Here is a 15,158-nt window from a genome sequence, read left to right as displayed (position 1 = left end):
GGAACTCTGATGATTATTTTAAAAATTATAGCCTGCGCATTTTCGATGAGTTTTTGCTTGATGTGCATTTCAAGTTTAATGGGTTTTTTTATAGGGCAGATTTTTGACACATCTAGCGTCCGGTTTGACGATCCCTTAGAATGGCTACAGCAGAAGTGCGTATATTTCCTATTTTTGTGGATATTTTTCTGCGGGATTTGCGCGATACTTGCCGCAAAGTTAAAGGATTTTGGTAAGCTCACGGATTTTTTCGTAAATCTATTTTTGCCTACAGCAGCGGTTTGGATGCTATCGCCATTTTTAGGGATGATGATTGTGGCGCTGATTGTTTCAGATTTGCATCTTGCGAGGTTTTATTCCTCATTGCTTAGCGCATTAATATTTATCGTTCTTTTTATGATCGTCGTAGCCGAGGTTCTAAAGCAGATTTATCCGCCCAAGTCCTAGCGCGCGAAATTTTAAAATTTAGTGCAGAATTTCGCCTTGAAATTCTTGGTCGCCGCTTACAATCACAGCTCGCGCGTTAAAAGGCGAGGGCGTTAAAATTTAAGGAAAAATTATGCAAAATATCTATATCATAGGCGACGTGCACGGCTGCTACAGATCGCTTTTGGCGTTAATAGAGCAGCTGCCGCATAAATTTGATAGCAAAATTTGCTTTGTGGGCGATCTGATCGACCGAGGCCCTGCGAGCGCGGATGTGGTGGAGCTAGTGCGCACTCGCGGATATGACGCGGTGATGGGCAATCACGAAAAGCGCTTTGCGGGCAACGCAAAAACTGCACTAAGGTGCGCAAAGACGGGCAAATTTACGAGTTCAAATGACCTCTACGCATTTTTTAGCCTGGATGAAAGCTGGCTATTTAATAACGGCGGTGAGGCGACGCTAGCGTCGTATTATCGTCACGGAGGCGTGAAGCAATGCAAGGAGCATCTGCGGTTTGTCTCGCGGCTGCCGATTTACCTGGAGTATGATTTGTGTGATGAAAGCGGTCGCGCTCTCGTCGTATCGCACTCCGCAGTGGGGCGCGCGTGGGGGATTAGACACGATGTAGAGCGCGCGAAAAGCTTCGCCGCTCACGTGCTAAGCGGGCGCGGAGATGATAGCGCGAATGATGGAATTTTTAATGTCTACGGGCACACGCCGGTAAAAAAGCCCGTCATTACGGAATTTAGCGCAAATATCGATCTGGGCTGTGTTTATAAAAAGCACTGGGGCGAGAAGGCGAGGCTTTGCGAGTTTGAGTTTCCCTCAAAGAAAATTTTTACGCAAGAATGCATAGATTTTTGAGTTCGCATCCAGGCTCGCACGTATTAAAATTTAAATTTGTGCGGGCTGTTTGAAAGCGAAATTTTAGAATTTAAAGACGCGTTCTTAAAGCACCCGTCGCGCAGTCAGGTCGTGCTGAAATTTTAAATAATATCCCTTAGCTTGCGCGCTTCATACATCCACGCCTCAAGCTCGCCCCAGCGCTCGCCCTCAATCATCTGTACGCAAATTTCAAGCTCGTTTTTAAAAGCATCGATCGCGCCCAGCAGGTTTGTGCGGTTTTGCTTAAAAATATCGACCCACATCTGCGGCGAGCTCTTGGCGATACGGCTCATGCCCGAGAAGCTGCCGCCGGCTAAATTTATGATATTGCGGCGATTTTCCTCTTTTAGCACGCTGTTTACGAGCGAATAGCTGATCGCATGCGGCAGGTGCGAGATGAGCGCCACGTGGTGATCGTGGCTTTTTGCGTCCATAAATACAATCTTCATCCCTGCAAATGAAAAAATTTCGACCGCTCGTTTGATATGCACTTCATCTGCGCCGTGATCGTCGCAGATGACGACTACCGCGCCGTTTAAAAGCTCTTTAAACGCCGCTTGCGGGCCGGAGTTTTCGGTACCTGCCATTGGGTGAGCTGCGATGAAATTTCGTCTGATCTGCGGCGGGCAGTTTTGCAAAATTTTAAATTTCGTGCTTCCCAGATCGATGATCGTCGTCTCGCTTCTGCAGTCGCTTAGTTTTTGCAACGTCTCAATAATTGCCTCCACGGGGATTGCGAGAAAGATCGCGTCGCAGCTTTGCTTCATCTGTTCCAGGCTTAAAATTTCATGCACGAGCCCGAGCCGCAGAGCTTCTTTTTCGTTTTCGCGGTTGATGTCGCAGCCATAGACGGCGCTAATTATTTTGGTGCTTTTTAGGCATAGCCCAAGAGAGCCGCCGATGAGACCCAAGCCGATAATTCCTATCTTCATAAAATTCCTTTTTGATATATGCAAGTTTTAATTTTAATGTGGTATTATACGCAAATTATTTTCGTTTTTAGGTAAAATTTTATGAAAAAAAGCGTTTTTTTACTCTTAGTAGGCGGGATTTCCGTGGCGTGCGCCGCGCAGATCAAATCCATTAAATTTGAAGGGCTAAGGCATCTTTCTCCACAGGTCGCACAGCAAATTTCAGGACTTAAGGTAGGCGATGAGCTTAACGGCGAAAACACGAATGCTGCGATCTCGAAGCTATTTGAGCAGGGCTATTTCAGCGACGTTTATATCAGCGAACAAGGCGGCGCGGTCACTATCAATGTAACCGAAAAGCCGACTATCGCTAAGGTCGAGATCAAAAACGTAGTGACCAATGATCGCGACAAGATCAATGAGCTCATCGGCTTGCGTCCGGGTCAGGTTTACGACGAGGTGGCTGCTAAAAAAGCGGAGACCCGTATCAAGCAATACTACGAAGTCAAGGGCTTTTTTGATACCGTGGTGGAATTTTATCCAAAGCCGATAAACGACGATAAATCGGTCATCTTGCTAACGATCGAGGTAAATCGCGGCGAAAATATCATCATCGATAAGGTAAATTTAGTAGGCGCAGACAAGCTCGACTATGATGATATAGAGCCATCCGTTGCCAATAAAGAACGCGAGATGCTGGGCTGGATGTGGGGCTTTAACGACGGCAAGGTAAAAACCGCCGAGCTTCCTAACGACGCAAATAGAATTCAAGAAGAATATTATAAAAAAGGCTACTTAGACGCGCAGGTTTCGGCGCCGCTACTTAATGCCGATATGGATAATTACACTGCTGATCTTACCTACTACATCAGTGAGGGCGAGCAATATACCGTAAGCTCTGTAGATATCGAGTATCCTGCAGATATAATCAAGCTTGATAAAGAAAAAGTTTTGGACGATTTCAAGCTTCAAAAGGGCGATACAATGAATTCCGAGCGTTTGCGCCGCGATATGAATACGCTAGAGACTTTAGTCGCGGATCAGGGATACGCCTATGTGCGCATCGTGCCTAAGACTAAGCAGGACAAAGAAGCTCGCACGGTCGCTATCACGTATCAGGTTATCCCGGAGGATAAAGTCTATATTAGAAACGTAACGATTTCGGGTAACGATAAGACCGAGGACAAGGTCATCCGCCGCGAGATGTATCTGACCGAGGGAAATTTATATAGCAAAACCGACTACAACGATTCGTTAAATTCTTTAAAACGCACGGGATATTTCGATGAGGTGGAGATTAAAGAAAACCGCGTTTCTAATGATCAGATCGATCTTGAAGTCGCAGTCAAAGAAGCTCCTACAGGCTCTATCACGGGTGGTATCGGATATGGCAGCGAGGATGGAATTTTACTTAGCGGCGGTATCAGCGATAGAAACGTATTTGGCACCGGTCTTCACGGCGCGTTCTCGGTTGAAAAGAGTGACGATCAGTTAAGCGGACGCTTGAGCTTAACCAATCCTAGAGTATTTGATTCTGAGTATAGCTTGGGCGGATCGATCTTTGCCAACGACTATGACTGGGACGATTACGATGAGAAATCTTACGGATTTTCAATCACGGGCGGTCGCAAGATCGGGCGTAATACCGATGTAAGCCTTACATATTATCTCGAAAAAAGCGAGATTAAGGGCTTAAACGAATATTACGCCAAAGCAGGCTATCTAGATGGCAAGAATTTAAAAAGCTCGATTATCCCGTCTATTACATACAACAGCACAGATGATTATTACTTGCCAAGAAGCGGTATGATCGCAAGTGCTAGCTTAGAGTACGCGGGTCTTGGCGGCGATATGGACTACACCAAGGCGCGAGGATCGTTTAACTACTATTTTGGCTTGCGAGATTATATCGATCACGACATTATCTTTAGATACAAAGCTGCAACGGGCTATATGTGGGAAGGTAATAAAAAGATCCCGATCAACGAAAAGCTATTCCTAGGCGGAATGAAAAGCATTAGAGGCTACGAAGGTCGCAGTATCCCGAAAAAAGAGATCTGCTTAAATGCAAATAATTGCCGCTATATCGAAACAGGCGGCATGCAGAGCTTCAATAACTCTTTTGAGCTAAGCTTTCCGGTGGTCGATAGGCTTAAAATGCGCTTTGTAACGTTTTTTGACTACGGAATGATCGGCGATCATGACTGGAATGAAGAGGAGCGCTACAGCACGGGTGCTGGTATCGAGTGGATGACGCCGATGGGGCCTTTGCAGTTATACTTCGTCAAGCCGCTTAATAAAAAACCGCACGACGACACAAATAGCTTCGAATTTAGCATCGGTGCTAGATTTAATTAAGCGCGACGACTTGCGAACGCTGTGGCGTGCGTAGAATTTCTACCGCACGCCTTAAAATTTAATAACGCTCACGATTTTAGCTTTCCGTGTCGCGCTAATTTGCAGCCGAATTATTGTAGGCGGTTTGAGCTAAATTTTAATTGGAATTCCGCTCGGCTTAGGATGAAATTTAAACGCATAGCTTGCTTTGAATTTTTTAGAATTTTATTTATCAAGATAGTTTAAAATTTCATTCGTATGGCAAAATTTTAAGTATAAGTGTTCTAAAAAAAATCAATACAAGCCATTAGCATAATTTAAAGAAATTCTAATATTGAAATTTTAAAGATTACGATATAGACGATAAACGCCGCTTTGTCGCGCGCGGAATTTCACTGTAATAGGATTTAGCGCGCCACTGAATTTTAAAGCTCATAAATTTTGAGATTCTAAAGTCGCTAGAATTTAAAATTTTAAATCGCCTCGTAAATCGCTAAACATTTGCGTTAAATTTTGCCTCGCTTTACCGATAATTTAAGTTAAGCTTGTAAAATCGCGCTCTAAAATCATATCAAAGGCTCTTTTATGCGTAGAAATGGCAATGGAACGAAGCTTAAAATTTTAATATTTCTTATTATAATATGCGCTTTGGTTTATGGAATTTTTAGAATTTTTACCTCGCCGAAATTTGAAAAAAATCCTCCGCAAATTGCGCTGGAAAATGAAATTTATTGGAATTTAACTTCGCCTTTAAAGATTAAAATTTCAGACGATACCGGCATTAAGCTCGTTCGCGTTAATTTAAACGATGGAGCCAGCACGATACCGCTACTAAATGAGGAGCTGAACGTTCCGCAAACGACGCTAGAGCTTGCCGTGCAATTTCCTAAAAATTTGATGCTTAATAAAGATAAAAACTACAAGCTCGAGGTTTTTGCAAACGACATTAGCTCGTGGAATTTTGCGCAAGGAAATAAGAGCGTAAAAACGGCAAATATAATAATAGACGACAAAAAGCCCATCATCAATATCATCAATCAATCCTATAAAATCACCAAAGGCGGTAGCGCTGTAGTTGTATTCTCAGCTAAAGACGAGCGCCTAAACGAAGTCTATGTCAAAACCAACTATGGCAAAATTTTTAAAGCAATTCCTTTTGTAAAAGAGGGCTATTATGCGTCTCTCGTAGCGTGGCCTGCAAATTTAGAGGAATTTCGCGCAGAAGCGGTCGCCACTGATCGTGCAGGCAACGAAAGCATTTCGCAGATCAAATATTTTTATCAAGACAAAAAATATAAGGTCTCTACTATCAAGCTAAATCCGGGTTTTATTAACGGCAAAGTAAGTGATCTGGCTAGCCAATACGCGCAGAATTTTAACTCGATGAGCGATCTGGAAAAATTCAAATTCGTAAATGAAACTCTGCGTAAGAAAAACGGAGATGATCTGCACGCTGCTACTAGCGCGGTGCACGAGGATAAAATAAATGGATTTGAGCTAAAGCCTTTTTATCCGCTTGCTAAAGGCGCAGCGGTAGCAAGCTTTGCCGATCATCGGATATTTTTTATGAACGACGAACAAGTAAGCGAGTCATGGCATATGGGGCTCGATCTAGCAAGCGTCGCAAACGCCGATATCAAAGAGAGTAACTACGGCAAAGTGGTTTTCGCGCAGGAAAACGGAATTTTCGGATTAAATTTAGGAATTTACTACGGCTTCGGATTATACGGCATATACGGACACTGCTCGGCGACGCAGTTAAGCGTCGGCAGCGACGTAAAGCCGGGCGACATTCTAGCACAGACGGGCTCAAGCGGCTTTGCTTTTGGAGATCATCTGCATTTTGGCATCGTAGTTCAGGGTGTGGACGTAAGACCCGAGGAGTGGATGGATCCTAAGTGGATGAAAGATAACATTACCGACGTCTTAGAATCGTCCAAAAAAGTAATAGAAAAAGGTAAGTAAATTTTAAAATTTTCGCTATAATGCGCGAGTTAATGAAAACGAGGATAGAAATGAGACAGACAACGATAGCTAAGAAAGTCCATAACGTCGGCATCGGATTGCACAAAGGTGAGCCTATCAAACTTACGTTAGAGCCTTTAGAGGCGGGCAGTGGAATCGTATTTTATAGAAGTGATCTTGGCATTAGTTTTAAAGCCGAGCCGAAAAACGTCATAAATACGCAGATGGCGACTGTCGTAGGAAATGAGAAGGGCTATATATCAACAATAGAGCATCTAATGAGTGCTATTAATGCCTATGGTATCGATAATATCCGTATCATCGTCGATGCTAATGAAATTCCTGTGATGGACGGAAGCTCCGCGAGCTTTTGTATGCTTTTGGACGAAGCGGGGGTAAGAGAGCTTGACGCTAATAAAAAAGCCCTTATTATCAAGCGTGCCGTGGAGATTCGCGAGGGCGATAAGCTCGTGCGACTAAGTCCTAGCAAGAGCCCTAAATTTGATTATACGATTAAATTTAGCCATCCGCTCATCGGCACTCAGCACCATGTTTTTGAATTTAGTAAGAAAGCTTATCTTAAAGAAATTTCGCGAGCACGCACGTTTGGATTTTTAAAAGATGTGCAAGCGCTACGTTCCATGGGTCTAGCTCTAGGCGGCAGCTTAGAAAACGCCGTCGTAATCGATGAGAATAAAATTTTGAACCCCGAGGGTTTGCGCTTTGAAAATGAGTTCGTCCGCCATAAAATTTTAGACGCGATCGGCGATTTGGCGCTGGTGGGCGCTCCGATTTTGGGCGATTATACGGCGTTTGCGGGAAGCCACGATCTAAATCATAAACTAACTTTATCAGTTTTAGCCGATGCTAAAAATTTCGAGCTAGTAGATCTTACCGCCGAGGTTGTGCGCGAATATCAAGAAGTCTTTGCTTAAGGGCGCAAAATCAAAGAGGTTGAAATTCTAATCGCTGCTCTTAGCGCTCCATGCCTACTCGGCGTGTATGAAAACGGCGCTAAGATAGCGGAATTTAAAAGCAATGAGGGCGAAAAAGCCGATAAATTTCTGATCTGCAAATTTAGCGAAATTCTAAAAACTTATAAGATCAAAGAGCTCATCTACGCAAATACTCCAGGCAGCTTTATGGGCATGAAGGTAAGCTATGTGATATTGCGCACGCTTAGCATAGCTCTTGATGTGCCGCTATACGCAATCAGCGGCTTTGAGCTAAGCGGCTTTGGGCCGATCAGAGCGAATAAAAACTTCAGCTACGTTTACGAGTGCGGCGAAATCAAAATGAAAAAATGTGCCCCCGCCACGCTATCTTTGCCGCAGGATTTATCGGTTTTAAATAAAAGCGATGATATACTTCCAAATTACATCATAGAAGCTGTTTAGGAGAGAGCTTGATTATAAGAATTCCTGCGACGAGCGCAAATTTAGGCCCCGGTTTCGACGCACTCGGCCTTAGCCTAGGGCTATTTAACGAAGTAGAGATTACCGAGCAGAAGTTTTTTTGCGTATCGCTTAGCGGCGAGGGCAGCGATAGAGCGTGGCTAAAAAAAGGCAATGCTTTTTTGAATATTTTCAATGAAATTTACAGAAAACTAGGCGGCGGGCAAGAGATAAATTTTAAATTTGCTTTTCACAACAACATCCCGTTTTCGCGCGGGCTGGGCAGCAGCTCGGCCGTGATCGTAGGCGCCATCGCAAGCGCTTATAAAATTTGCGGTTTTGAGATCGATCGCGCTAAAATTTTAAACACGGCGCTGGAATATGAAAACCACCCCGATAATATCGCGCCCGCAACGCTCGGCGGCTTTGTCAGTAGCGTCGTGGACGGCAAGACGGTTCGCACGCAAAAATGCGAAATTTCGCAAGATCTGCAAGCGGTCGTCGTCATCCCCGATACGCCGATGCCTACGAACGAATCGCGCGGTAAGCTACCTAAGAGCTTTTCGATCAAAGATTGCGTTAGCAACCTCTCGCACGCGGCGTTTCTGACCGCTTGCTTTATGCGACGCGACTACGACAGCTTGCGCTATGCCTGTATCGATAAGATGCACGAACAGATGCGCATGGGCGTGCTTCCGCAGCTTTTTGGGGTGCGCGAGATTGCCTATGATAACGGCGCGCTTATGAGCTCGCTCTCGGGAAGCGGCTCAAGCTTTTTAAATTTAGCCTATAGATCCGACGCCGCAAAGCTTAAAGCCTGCCTTAGCGAAAATTTTAAAAACTTCCGCGTCGAAATTTTAGAGATCGACAACGGCGGCTTTAATATTGACTAAGAAAAATAAAGATATAATCGCATGAGCGAACCGATTAGGATGTGCGTTATTTGCAAGGGGCGCTTCGCCAAGCGCGAACTCCACGCCTTTTTGCAAAATTTTAAAAATATAAGCTCAAACAGACAATTTTATATTTGCGACGGTTGCATAAATCAAAAAGAGAAAATTTCAAAATATCTATCTAAATTTGCGTCTAGCGCAGATTTGGGACATATCAAGGAGAGGGTTTTAAATGGGTGTTCTGATTAAAGATATCGCGGACGAGCTTGGATACGCAAGCAAAGAGATAATCGAAAAAGCGCAGGAGATGGGCTTTAAAAAGGTAAAAACCGCGTCGAATAAAGTAAGCGAGGAAGAAGCTGCCGCTATTTATGATTATATTCAGACGGGAATTTTGCCAGGGAAAAAGTCAAAGCCCGCAAAGAAAAGCTCCGAAAAAGCGCAAGAAGATGAGAATAAGCCCGCTAAAAAACAGAGCGAAACTAAAAAAACCGCTAAAAAAGAGAGTCCTAAAAAGGCGGAAAGCTTAAAAGCTTCCGAATCCAAAGAGTCCGCGCAGAGCGTTAAAGAGCCTAGCGATGAAAAAGCGCGTACGCAAGAGCCCGAGGCGAAAACCGAAAAATCCCAAAATCAAAAAGAAGAAATTTCCTCCGCCCCGCAGGAGAAAGAGGAAAAGCAAAACGCCGCCTCAAAGCCTGCGCCGGTGCAGATAAACAGCGGCGATAGCATCGCTAGTGAGAGCTTGCAAAAGCGCCGCGGTCTAGTCATCGTTAAAAAGAAGAAGGAAGTTCAAACTCCGACGCAAGAAAGAATCGAGCCTAGGCGCGAAAAGATGAGCGCGAGCTTGGAGGCGATCTTTTCAAACGCCGAACTGAATTTGAAAAAGAAAAAGATCGAAAAGAAAAAAGCTCCCGCTGCCAAAAAAGAGGATGCCCTTAAAATCGACATTATTCCAGATCACGAGATGGCGGATATCGTCATCGAGGACGAAGATGTCGTGGTAATGCCCGATTTCACCGTCAAACCGATCCAAACCGAAAACCGCACCAAAAGTAAAAACCAACCTAATATTTATCGCGCCTCGCAGAATCAAATTTTTAGCAGTGAGGGCGGCATAAGTCGCGGCGGTCGCAAAAAGCATAAAAAAGCGCCTCGCGAGCAGGGTAGCGAAATCGTAAGCTCTGTAAATATCCCAAAAGAGATCCGCGTCTATGAGTTTGCCGATAAGATTAAAAAGCAGCCTAGCGAGATCATCGGCAAGTTATTTGCGCTTGGAATGATGACGACGAAAAACGACTTTTTGGACGAGGACGCGATAGAAATTTTAGCAAGCGAATTCGGTATCGAAGTAAATATCATTGATGAGGCGCAGGAGTTTGATTACATCAAGGCCTACGAGGACAGCGAAGGCGAAGAAAATTTAATCGCTAGAGCGCCTGTCATTACCATCATGGGACACGTCGATCACGGCAAAACGAGCCTGCTCGATTATATCCGAAACTCTCGCGTAGCAAGCGGCGAAGCGGGCGGCATCACGCAGCACGTAGGCGCGTATATGGTCGAAAAAAACGGCAGGAAGATCACCTTCATCGACACTCCGGGTCACGAGGCCTTTACTTCGATGCGCGCGCGCGGAACCGAGGTTACCGATATCGTAATTATCGTAGTGGCCGCAGACGACGGCGTCAAGCCTCAGACCAAGGAGGCTATAGCGCACGCCAAGGCCGCAAACGTTCCGATTATCATCGCGATAAATAAGATGGACAAGCCTAACGCCAATCCCGATCTTGTAAAAACGGGGCTTGCAGAGCTTGATATCATGCCTACCGAGTGGGGCGGCAGCTACGAGTTCGTGCCGATCTCCGCAAAAACGGGCGACGGGATCGAAAATTTATTAGAGATCGTGCTTTTACAAGCCGATCTTTTGGAGCTCAAAGCAGATCCTAGCAAGCAGGCTAAAGCAACCATCATCGAAAGCTCCCTTCAAAAAGGGCGCGGCGCCGTTGCCACCGTCATCGTGCAAAACGGCACTCTACGCGTTGGAGACACCGTCGTAGCGGGCATCGCGTACGGCAAGGTGCGCGCGCTTAGCGACGATAAGGGCAGGGTGCTAAAGCAAATTTTACCGGGCGAGTGCGGCGTCATCATAGGCCTTAGCGAGGTTCCGGGCGCCGGCGAGACGCTGATCGGCGTTTCAAGCGATAAGGAAGCGCGCGAGTACGCGAGTAAAATTTATGAGCATCAGCGCCAAAAAGAGCTTAGCAAATCGACCAAGGTCACTATCGACGAGCTAAGCGCCAAGATCGCCGAAGGCTCGCTAAAAAGTCTGCCCGTGATTGTCAAAGCCGACGTCGCGGGCTCGCTGGAGGCTATCAAAGCAAGCCTTGAGAAGCTCCGCAACGACGAAGTCAAAGTAGATATCATCCACAGCGGCATCGGCGGTATCACGCAAAACGACATCGCCTTAGCAAGCGCTAGCGAAAACTGCGTGATCTTGGGCTTCAACGTCCGTCCTACGGGCGAGATCAAAGAGCTTGCCAAGGAGCGCGGCGCGCAGATTAAGACCTACAACGTCATCTACAATCTCATCGACGATATCAAGGCGCTTTTGAGCGGCCTTATGAGCCCGATCATCAGCGAGGAGGCCTTGGGCCAAGCCGAGATCCGCCAGGTCATCAATGTGCCTAAGATCGGGCAGATCGCGGGCTGCATGGTTACCGACGGGCTCATCGCTCGCGGCGCGAAGATCCGCGTCATCAGAGAGGGCGTCATTGTTTTCGAGGGTAACGTCAGCTCGCTCAAGCGCTTCAAAGACGACGCTAAAGAGGTTGCCAAGGGCTTCGAGTGCGGCGTAGGCATCGAGGGCTACGACGATATGCGCGTGGGCGATTTTATCGAAAGCTACAAGCAAAAAGAGGAGCAGGCTACGATCGACTAATGCTCGCGAAATCCGCGTGGGCATTCGCTTCGTTTGCATGGCTTGCGGCTAAATTTTAAGCTTCGATCGCGCCTTGAAATTTTATGCTCGCAGAATTTGGGCGTGAAATTTCGCCTTTTAAATTTAGCGGCGAAGCGTGCGGGCAAGGCTCTGGATTTTGTCGGTTTCTGCGTGAGGCGCTGCTACATAGCGCTAGTTTTGAAATTTTAATGTTTAGATTTTTCTTGCAGCGCGTCTTTGCGATCAAATTTTATTTTATGCCGCTTGCAGGTTGCGGATTTTCCGCGCGACTTAAATTTTAAATTTAATCGCGAAGTTGAAATTTAAAAGCGGCAAAATTTAGATTTCGCGCAGCATCGAAGCGTTTTTAAAATTTAAGATAAATTCTAAAGCGACGCAGTGTGGGAAAAACAGCAGCGCGGAGAATAGCGCGGTGCAGGCGGCGCAAAATAAAGCTGCAACGGCGTGCAGTGTCATTGCGGCGCTGCCAAAAGACAGCAGCGGATATCGTAAATAGCGACGCAGTAAGCGAGCGTAGCGCAAAGAGGATGCCGCCGCGCGCTGTATTATTGCGCCGCCAAAATGGCAGCGTGGCAGCGAATATAGCGCTGTGGTGAGCAAGAGCACGGCGCAGAATAGCACCTGCTTTAGCGCGGTAGTATTTCTGCGGTAGCGGTGTGGCTATATGCGACAAGCCTTTGTATGCGAGCCGCAAAATTCTTGCGCGATCTGCGTTTAAAATTTAAGCGCGGAGCACCGGGCTAAATTTAAGAGCAAAATTTCAAAGCCGAACTTACGCTTTTTTAAATTTAAAAGTGAAATTCTAAAAAGCGTGACGTCGCTCGCAATACCTGCGCGACGCAAGCCGCGTCAAATTTAAACAGACCGCGTCGCCGCAGAACGGATATTCCGCCGTGCCGAAGCGAGATAGAATTCCGTGCCGCCATAAGATGGACACGAGAAAAATTCTATGTCGCCGCGATATGGACGTAAGATAAATTTTTATGGCGACGTAATAAAATTTCGTGCCGCCGCAAGACGGACGCTCCGCTGCGACAAAGCAATAAAATTCCGTCATCGCAAGATGCGAAATAAAATTCCATCGCCGTATAATCTGCGGCGATTTAAGATAGCGAGGTAAAGATGAATCCGACCGAACTCAGAAGACTGCGCACGCAAAGCGTGCTAAAACAGCTCATCCCCGGAGCGCTCGCGAGCCTTGAGGATGAGCTTTTGCGCGGGCTGTGCGTCACCGACGTGGAGTGCAAGCGCGGGCGCTACGACGCGTTTGTGTATCTGGATAAAAACGCCTTCGACGAGCGCGAGCAGGAATTCGTGCTCGAAAAGCTCGGCCGCGTGGCGAGATATTTGCAAAACTTCTGCGCCGAGGCGGAGGGCTGGTACCGCTGCCCCGCATTTCACTTCAAATTCGACGACCGCTTGGAGTATCAAAACAAAATGGACGATCTTTTTGACAAAATAGAGGAGGAGCTGCGCAAAAATGGTTGATTTAGAGGCTTTAGCGCGTGAGTGCGGCGTGCAGCTTTACGACGTGGAGACGGTGAGCGAAAACGGCAGAACGATCTATCGCATCAGCATCACGAAAGCAGGCGGCGTGGGCCTGGACGACTGTGAGCGGCTATCGCGGCTGCTTTCGCCGATTTTCGACGTGGAGCCGCCGCTTGAGGGCGAGTGGACGCTGGAGGTCGGCTCGCCCGGGCTTGAGCGCAAGCTAAGCAAGCCGCAGCATTTCGCAAACTCCGTGGGCGAGCTCGTGCGCCTAAGCCGCACGGACGGGCAGAAGCTAAGCGGCGAGGTGCTTGGCTGCGAAGGCGGCGTGCTTAGGCTGCGCACGGACGGCGGCGAGGTGAGCGTGCGACTCGATGAGATCAAAAAGGCGCGAACCTACGTGCAGTGGTAGCGGCGGAGATTTTTAAAATTTTGTATGTGGGGCTTTGGGGTGTGGTGTTTGAGAAGCGTAGACTTAAATTTCAAGCTAAAGCGGCGAGGCTAATTTGAATTTGTTTTACTTGCATGCTTTAAGTATCGCTCCTATCGCAAGCGATGCACGGCTCGTGGCATCTTGCCTCACTTTTTAATTTGGCGCGCAATATTCGGTGCGGCTTTCAAAAACACATGCCGCGTGCAAGTCTTTCGCATTGAGCTTGATCGTATCGCACGAAAGCATTTCCGCGTTGCAATTGTTCGCATGCGCACCGCGGCGAAACGCCGTTTCGCCAAGCTTTCGGCGGAGTTTGCGCCCGCGATTATCGGCATGTGATACGAGCGCGCGTGCTGCGGGCAGAGCGATAATTTCGATAAATATGAGCCTCTCGCGCGGACGTGCCCGCAGCACCGCCTTGTTGCGTCGCATGGGCACGCGAGCATGTTAAATTTTGGATTTTTTAAAAATTTGCCGCTCTCGGTTGCTTTTGATCTCTCGCGGCGCTCGGTGCAAAATTTTAAAATTCCGGCGCCGCTTGTTTGTTTTGAAATTTCAGATCGCGCCGACAAAAGATAATTTTTACGCCACTGGGCGGCGCTTTGAAATTTCAGATCGTACCGCTAAAAAGCAAGCTTCGCGGCGATTGCTGCTGCGCAAATTTTTAATTCCCATGCCGCGCGTGCCGTTTTGGAATTTCACACCGCACCGTTAAAAGGTAAGTTTTGCGTGACGCTTGCGCGTTGCTTTAGAATTTTACGTCGCGCTCGAAAGCGGCTAAATTTAAAATTTACGCGCTCTTTTAGGCGCGGTAAAATTCCACGTTGAAATTCCGCCAGTAAATTTTTGATACAAAATTCCTGTGTCAAATTTCGCCTTAAAATTTTGCCCGCAGAATTTCAAGGGGCTAAATCCGCCCATAAATTTACGTTTTAAAACTCTGTGGGCGGAGGTTCGCGCGCCGTCCATCAGATAATTAAAATTTCGCCAAGCGGCGCGGGTATTTGCGGCTACGAAGCGGAGATGCCGATTGTGGCTAGCAGCACGGGCGAGGTCATGAGCCCCACGATCGTAAGGATCCACGCTAATATCGCTATTACGAGCGAGGCTTGCTTTTTGACGGCTTGATAGGTTGCGGCGATCGCGCATAAAAACGCAAGTGGAACAAAAACGATCCCTAGGAAAAAGATCCCTAAAATCGCGAAGACTATGGAGAGTATCCCAAGCACGTTTGATTGGGGTTGAACGGTCGGTTGTTCAGACATTTTAATCCTTTGAAGAAGATTCGTGTAATTCTACCCCCCCCCTGAATTTGAGCTGAAATCAAGCCGCGCCTTTTGAAATTTCATATTCGCGCCCGCTCGTTGTTTTACCCTAGCGCTCCATTAAAATTTTACTTCGTAAAATTAGCGTTTACGCGCGCTATCGATGCACTCATTTACACGATAGGCGAAAATTTTGGCGCG

General features: G+C 46.8%; 16 protein-coding genes. 12 read left to right on the top strand and 4 right to left on the bottom strand.

The features are described 5' to 3' along the window. The first annotated feature begins 9 nt into the window (after positions 1 to 9). Together Q0380_RS07115 and Q0380_RS07110 are read left to right on the top strand one after the other, a co-directional pair. On the top strand, positions 10 to 447 hold the full coding sequence (locus Q0380_RS07115; RefSeq protein ID WP_298061046.1) for a hypothetical protein: 438 nt from the start codon (positions 10 to 12) through the stop codon (positions 445 to 447). A 112-nt stretch (positions 448 to 559) separates the two neighbouring features. Further along, complete coding sequence (locus Q0380_RS07110) at positions 560 to 1,291, top strand: metallophosphoesterase (protein WP_298961942.1); 732 nt, start codon at positions 560 to 562, stop codon at positions 1,289 to 1,291. Positions 1,292 to 1,413: 122 nt separating this feature from the next. On the opposite strand, the gene Q0380_RS07105 is transcribed toward Q0380_RS07110, so the two are convergent. Beyond that, complete coding sequence (locus tag Q0380_RS07105) at positions 1,414 to 2,244, bottom strand: prephenate dehydrogenase (RefSeq protein ID WP_298961939.1); 831 nt, start codon at positions 2,242 to 2,244, stop codon at positions 1,414 to 1,416. An 81-nt stretch (positions 2,245 to 2,325) separates the two neighbouring features. Between Q0380_RS07105 and bamA the strand changes: the two genes are divergently transcribed. The 8 genes from bamA (at position 2,326) to Q0380_RS07065 (ending at position 12,052) form a co-directional block, all read left to right on the top strand. Next, positions 2,326 to 4,581 carry an outer membrane protein assembly factor BamA gene (gene bamA / locus Q0380_RS07100; RefSeq protein ID WP_291935735.1) on the top strand — a complete coding sequence of 752 codons (2,256 nt, stop codon included), beginning with the start codon at positions 2,326 to 2,328 and terminating at the stop codon, positions 4,579 to 4,581. Between the two features lie 564 nt (positions 4,582 to 5,145). Beyond that, a complete protein-coding gene (locus Q0380_RS07095; protein ID WP_298961936.1) occupies positions 5,146 to 6,525 on the top strand; it encodes a M23 family metallopeptidase in 1,380 nt (459 codons plus the stop codon). Positions 6,526 to 6,575: 50 nt separating this feature from the next. Further along, positions 6,576 to 7,460, top strand: a complete 885-nt coding sequence (gene lpxC / locus Q0380_RS07090; RefSeq protein WP_298961933.1) for a UDP-3-O-acyl-N-acetylglucosamine deacetylase — start codon at positions 6,576 to 6,578, stop codon at positions 7,458 to 7,460. 63 nt (positions 7,461 to 7,523) lie between these two features. Further along, positions 7,524 to 7,922, top strand: coding sequence for a glycoprotease (locus Q0380_RS07085; RefSeq protein ID WP_298961930.1), 399 nt, complete (start codon positions 7,524 to 7,526; stop codon positions 7,920 to 7,922). An 8-nt stretch (positions 7,923 to 7,930) separates the two neighbouring features. Beyond that, positions 7,931 to 8,812: a homoserine kinase gene (gene thrB, locus Q0380_RS07080; RefSeq protein ID WP_297948777.1), complete on the top strand. Its 882-nt coding sequence runs from the start codon at positions 7,931 to 7,933 to the stop codon at positions 8,810 to 8,812. A gap of 21 nt (positions 8,813 to 8,833) precedes the next feature. Further along, positions 8,834 to 9,061, top strand: a complete 228-nt coding sequence (locus tag Q0380_RS07075) for a hypothetical protein (protein ID WP_040304108.1) — start codon at positions 8,834 to 8,836, stop codon at positions 9,059 to 9,061. Further along, on the top strand, positions 9,045 to 11,750 hold the full coding sequence (gene infB / locus Q0380_RS07070; protein WP_298961928.1) for a translation initiation factor IF-2: 2,706 nt from the start codon (positions 9,045 to 9,047) through the stop codon (positions 11,748 to 11,750). The genes Q0380_RS07075 and infB overlap by 17 nt, the downstream gene beginning before the upstream one ends. 83 nt (positions 11,751 to 11,833) lie before the next feature. Beyond that, complete coding sequence (locus tag Q0380_RS07065) at positions 11,834 to 12,052, top strand: hypothetical protein (RefSeq protein WP_298961925.1); 219 nt, start codon at positions 11,834 to 11,836, stop codon at positions 12,050 to 12,052. A 521-nt stretch (positions 12,053 to 12,573) separates the two neighbouring features. Here Q0380_RS07065 and Q0380_RS07060 read toward each other — a convergent pair. Then, positions 12,574 to 12,828, bottom strand: coding sequence for a hypothetical protein (locus Q0380_RS07060; RefSeq protein WP_298961922.1), 255 nt, complete (start codon positions 12,826 to 12,828; stop codon positions 12,574 to 12,576). 65 nt (positions 12,829 to 12,893) lie between these two features. Here Q0380_RS07060 and rbfA point away from each other — a divergent pair, with 65 nt between their 5' ends. Both rbfA and Q0380_RS07050 read left to right on the top strand, forming a co-directional pair. After that, the gene (gene rbfA, locus Q0380_RS07055; RefSeq protein WP_298961918.1) at positions 12,894 to 13,259 is read left to right on the top strand and encodes a 30S ribosome-binding factor RbfA; all 366 of its coding nucleotides are present in this window, start codon (positions 12,894 to 12,896) and stop codon (positions 13,257 to 13,259) included. After that, on the top strand, positions 13,252 to 13,671 hold the full coding sequence (locus Q0380_RS07050) for a ribosome maturation factor RimP (RefSeq protein ID WP_297882894.1): 420 nt from the start codon (positions 13,252 to 13,254) through the stop codon (positions 13,669 to 13,671). Before rbfA ends, Q0380_RS07050 begins: the two co-directional genes overlap by 8 nt. Positions 13,672 to 14,390: 719 nt before the next feature. On the opposite strand, the gene Q0380_RS07045 is transcribed toward Q0380_RS07050, so the two are convergent. Together Q0380_RS07045 and Q0380_RS07040 are read right to left on the bottom strand one after the other, a co-directional pair. Then, positions 14,391 to 14,561: a hypothetical protein gene (locus Q0380_RS07045; protein WP_298023624.1), complete on the bottom strand. Its 171-nt coding sequence runs from the start codon at positions 14,559 to 14,561 to the stop codon at positions 14,391 to 14,393. A 141-nt stretch (positions 14,562 to 14,702) separates the two neighbouring features. Further along, positions 14,703 to 14,957 (bottom strand): hypothetical protein, encoded by a 255-nt coding sequence (locus tag Q0380_RS07040; RefSeq protein WP_069435689.1) that lies wholly within the window; start codon positions 14,955 to 14,957, stop codon positions 14,703 to 14,705. Positions 14,958 to 15,158 lie beyond the last annotated feature (201 nt).

The sequence above is a fragment of the uncultured Campylobacter sp. genome, assembly GCF_937959485.1.
Lineage (GTDB): Bacteria > Campylobacterota > Campylobacteria > Campylobacterales > Campylobacteraceae > Campylobacter_B.
The sequence above is the reverse complement of the archived record's forward strand: the minus strand, read 5'-3'. Positions and strand labels throughout refer to the sequence as shown.